Annotated in this window: 2 protein-coding genes and 1 pseudogene; all 3 read right to left on the bottom strand. The window is 64.8% G+C overall.

The annotated features are described in order from the left end of the window. Nucleotides 1-239 precede the first annotated feature (239 nt). Nucleotides 240-824, bottom strand: coding sequence for a hypothetical protein (locus ABWV20_RS09675; RefSeq protein ID WP_353354879.1), 585 nt, complete (start codon nt 822-824; stop codon nt 240-242). Between the two features lie 36 nt (nt 825-860). Beyond that, a complete protein-coding gene (locus tag ABWV20_RS09670) occupies nt 861-1,169 on the bottom strand; it encodes a matrixin family metalloprotease (RefSeq protein ID WP_188427799.1) in 309 nt (102 codons plus the stop codon). 571 nt (nt 1,170-1,740) lie between these two features. Beyond that, a pseudogene (locus tag ABWV20_RS09665) lies at nt 1,741-3,203 on the bottom strand (hypothetical protein); the annotation flags it as partial.

Below are 3,203 nucleotides of genomic sequence, written 5' to 3'. Positions count from 1 at the left end.
CCCGCTTCAGGGCCCCACCACGCTCAAAGTTGAAGAGCCCCAATAGCGGATGGTTCGGACAGGTTCTTGAGCGGGAACGAGTCACGGCTTGACAAGACCTCGACACCCACCCCTGGGACCGACGCACCAGCGCTCACTACAATAGCCTCTGCAAAGAGTCAGCAAACGTCGCGTTTGCGGGTTGCACCCTAGGAGCCACTGAAGCCAAAGGTGGCAGTCGCTCGCGGGCGGTATAGTTACTAGGGCGACCCAACCCAACTTGCCGGCGCGTCGGACAAGTCCTGCTTCAGCGCCTCTAGCGAGGCATAGCGGTTCGGGAATGTATCATGGGAAGACTCGTCCGACCGCACCAAACTTCCGTCAGGCTCAAACCTGTACGCCCCGACCCCTCCCACGAGAATGTAGCGTGCGGAGCCCTCAAAACGTCTCTGATGCATGAAAAACACGTAGGTGAAGCCGGGATCGAGGCGCGAAATCTCATGAGCCATGTCGCCCAACGGCAGTTGCGTGACGGGAAGATTAGCTGCACCGTCGCCCTTTAGCCACTCGGCAACATCAGCGCTCGTCGTCAGCGCGGTCAGGCCGCTTTTCCCCTCCTCGTCAGCGCGCTCCTCGATGACATCGTCCCCCATTCTGGCGACAACAATTACATCGGCACGCGCTGCCAACTCCTCGATGGACTCAACATAGAACGCACGACTCCCGCTGGATCTCGGATTGATCTGTTGGACGGTCGTCGGCGTGGCACCCCACTCTTCCGAAACAGTTTCTTCGCTCGTTGTCGAACATGCAGAGGTCAGTGCTGTAAGGAGTACGATGGGCACCGCCACGATTCTTGAGCATGACATCATTTTCTCATCTCAGACGAGAGCGTTGGCTCCGTTAATGTCGTCGGTTTGCGGTGCAATATGCCCGCAGGTGAAGTATCGGTCGCTTGAGCCATACATAATCGGTTGACCAGAGCACGAGGCACTTCCGGTGTGACCTAAGCCGATGGCGTGGCCAAGTTCGTGCACCATCACCTGCTTCTTACCGCTGGACGAGTATGAGTCGGTGTATACCCGATTCAACATCACGTTCACGGTGCCGATGGAGTGTCCATTTGCGTTGCAATCGTCAGCAGTCCAAAGACCGTCGTAGTCAGCGCTCCACACGTTATAGGCCGTCATGTAAACCTTCTCCGTCTGACCACTGGCGGCTGGTACAAAATTGACGTCACTGTTGCTATTCCACAGGTCCTTGGCGTCAACGTTCGCCGTGATGTAAACGCTTGACAGCCCAGATGCGTGACGGTAAGACGCCGTCGCAGTCCACAGACCGCACCTGCTATCTACCCAGGCGCTGGCTGGCCCGGCCGGAATAACGCTGGCTGCTACAACGCTGCCGACTATCGCTACCCCTTGCCATCGAATGACCACAACTACTCCTTCGAGGAACGCGCAGTGCCGAAGCATATGACCTACCGCAATCATTACTCTTCGGCCTCGAAGAGCGGCGTCTCGATCGCAATGTCTGATATTGTCCCATGCCCCTCGGCAGAGGCTTCTTACGGTAGCACATGTGGTCTGTCAGGCTCCCTCGTGTGCCGCCAGACGTGCCCATCGACGCCGACCACCCGCACGCCACACCGGAAACGCTGTGCACTGCGCGGAGCCGCGTAATCACCGCGGCCACCGTCCTGTATTCGGCGTTACAGCGATGTATCGACCGTGCCCTTCCGCACTCTTGTGGTGGATACGGTCATCGTGACGGACCAAGCAGGTGGCGGGAAGTGCCGTCATGGAGTCGTTGACGCTCTGCCCGTCGTTGACTGGCTCGGAGCCTTTCGGTGGCGGCGTCTGCGGTGGCCGTAGAGGAGACGGGTGACGGTACTGCCAGTCGGCGGATGAGCCGGGACTGGTGCCTGGCTTCCTGGGGTTCTTTGGTCGGCGGCCCCGTCGGGTTCGGCTCCGTGGGTGGGATGTCGTGGGCGGCTCGCCAGATGGCGAGGTCGCCGATGAGCTGGCCGTCGACGTGCGGGGGGAGTGTGCGATGCCAGGGCACCCGGTCGGAGGTGCCCGCCCGCCGGGCTTCGTCGGCGACGCGCTGCTCCAGGTCGTCGATCCGCTGGGTGAGCCGGTCGAGGTAGTCGCTCGTGCCCGCGTCCTGCCGGAGCGCCGGTGGGACATCCGGTAGCCAGGGCAGGGGGGCGTCCCGGTGGGACGGCGAGGTGGAGCCCGCGACCCGCCAGGCGAGGGCGGCGGCGGGGTCGTCGGCCTCGGTGAGCGATTGGGTGCCGCGGTACCAGGTCGCCTCTTCCACCACCTGCTGCGGTGGTGTGCCGTCGACCCAGCGCAGCGCGAGCTGGCCCCGCAGGTGCGGGTAGGCAGGCTGCTCGGTGAGGCCGGGGATCCTCCGCTCGAGTGCGTCGTCCAGGTGCGCCATGCGCTCGTGTCCGAGGTGCTGCTGGGCCAGGACCGGTAGGGCGTCCTGGTAGGCCAGCACCGCCTGTCGTAGCAGCTGGGCGGCGTCGCCGCGCTCGACCGTGGTGGCGGACAGGGCGCGGCCGTCGCGGGCGAGGATGTCGGTGAGCATCTGACGCGGCTCCACCGTGGTGTCCGGGACCTCGGGCCCGACACCGTCCAGTGAGGCGGCAGGGGTGGCGAGGTAGAGGTGGTTGGTCTGACGCCCGCGGGAGAGCGCGACGTACAACGCCTGGCGCGACTCGGAGCCGGCGAGGACGGTGTGCGTGGTGTCGACGGTCGCGCCCTGGGCGCCGTGGATGGTGCTGGCGTACCCCAGCTGCACGTGCTCGACTACGTACCCGGCCGGCAGGGTGACGTGACCCGGCTCGCTCTCGCGCCGGGCAGAGTGGCCCTCGACCAGGACGGCACCGTCGGGGCGGACTTCGAGGACGTGCCATCGGTCACCGTTCTTGACCCAGGACCCGTCGGCGGTACGCAGACTGCGGTCGTTGCGGCGGGTGATCACGGTGTCCCCGGCGCTGGCGCGGGTGCTGTCGCTCAGGGTCACCTCGCGCCCAGGCGGCTGCCCAGTGGTGTCGAGGCGGTCGGTCCGGGCGCGCTGGTTCAGCTCGCGCACGGTGTCGCGGGTCGCGGCCAGCAGCAGGCTGGACAGCCCGGCCTGCTGGTCGGCCGCCCAGGCGGCGTACGCCGCCTCGACCACGTGGGGCCTGACCCTGGTTCTTGGACACGCTGAATCCA

The organism is Intrasporangium sp. DVR (assembly GCF_040365325.1).
Taxonomy (GTDB): domain Bacteria; phylum Actinomycetota; class Actinomycetes; order Actinomycetales; family Dermatophilaceae; genus Intrasporangium.
This window is presented reverse-complemented; position numbering and strand designations above follow the sequence as displayed.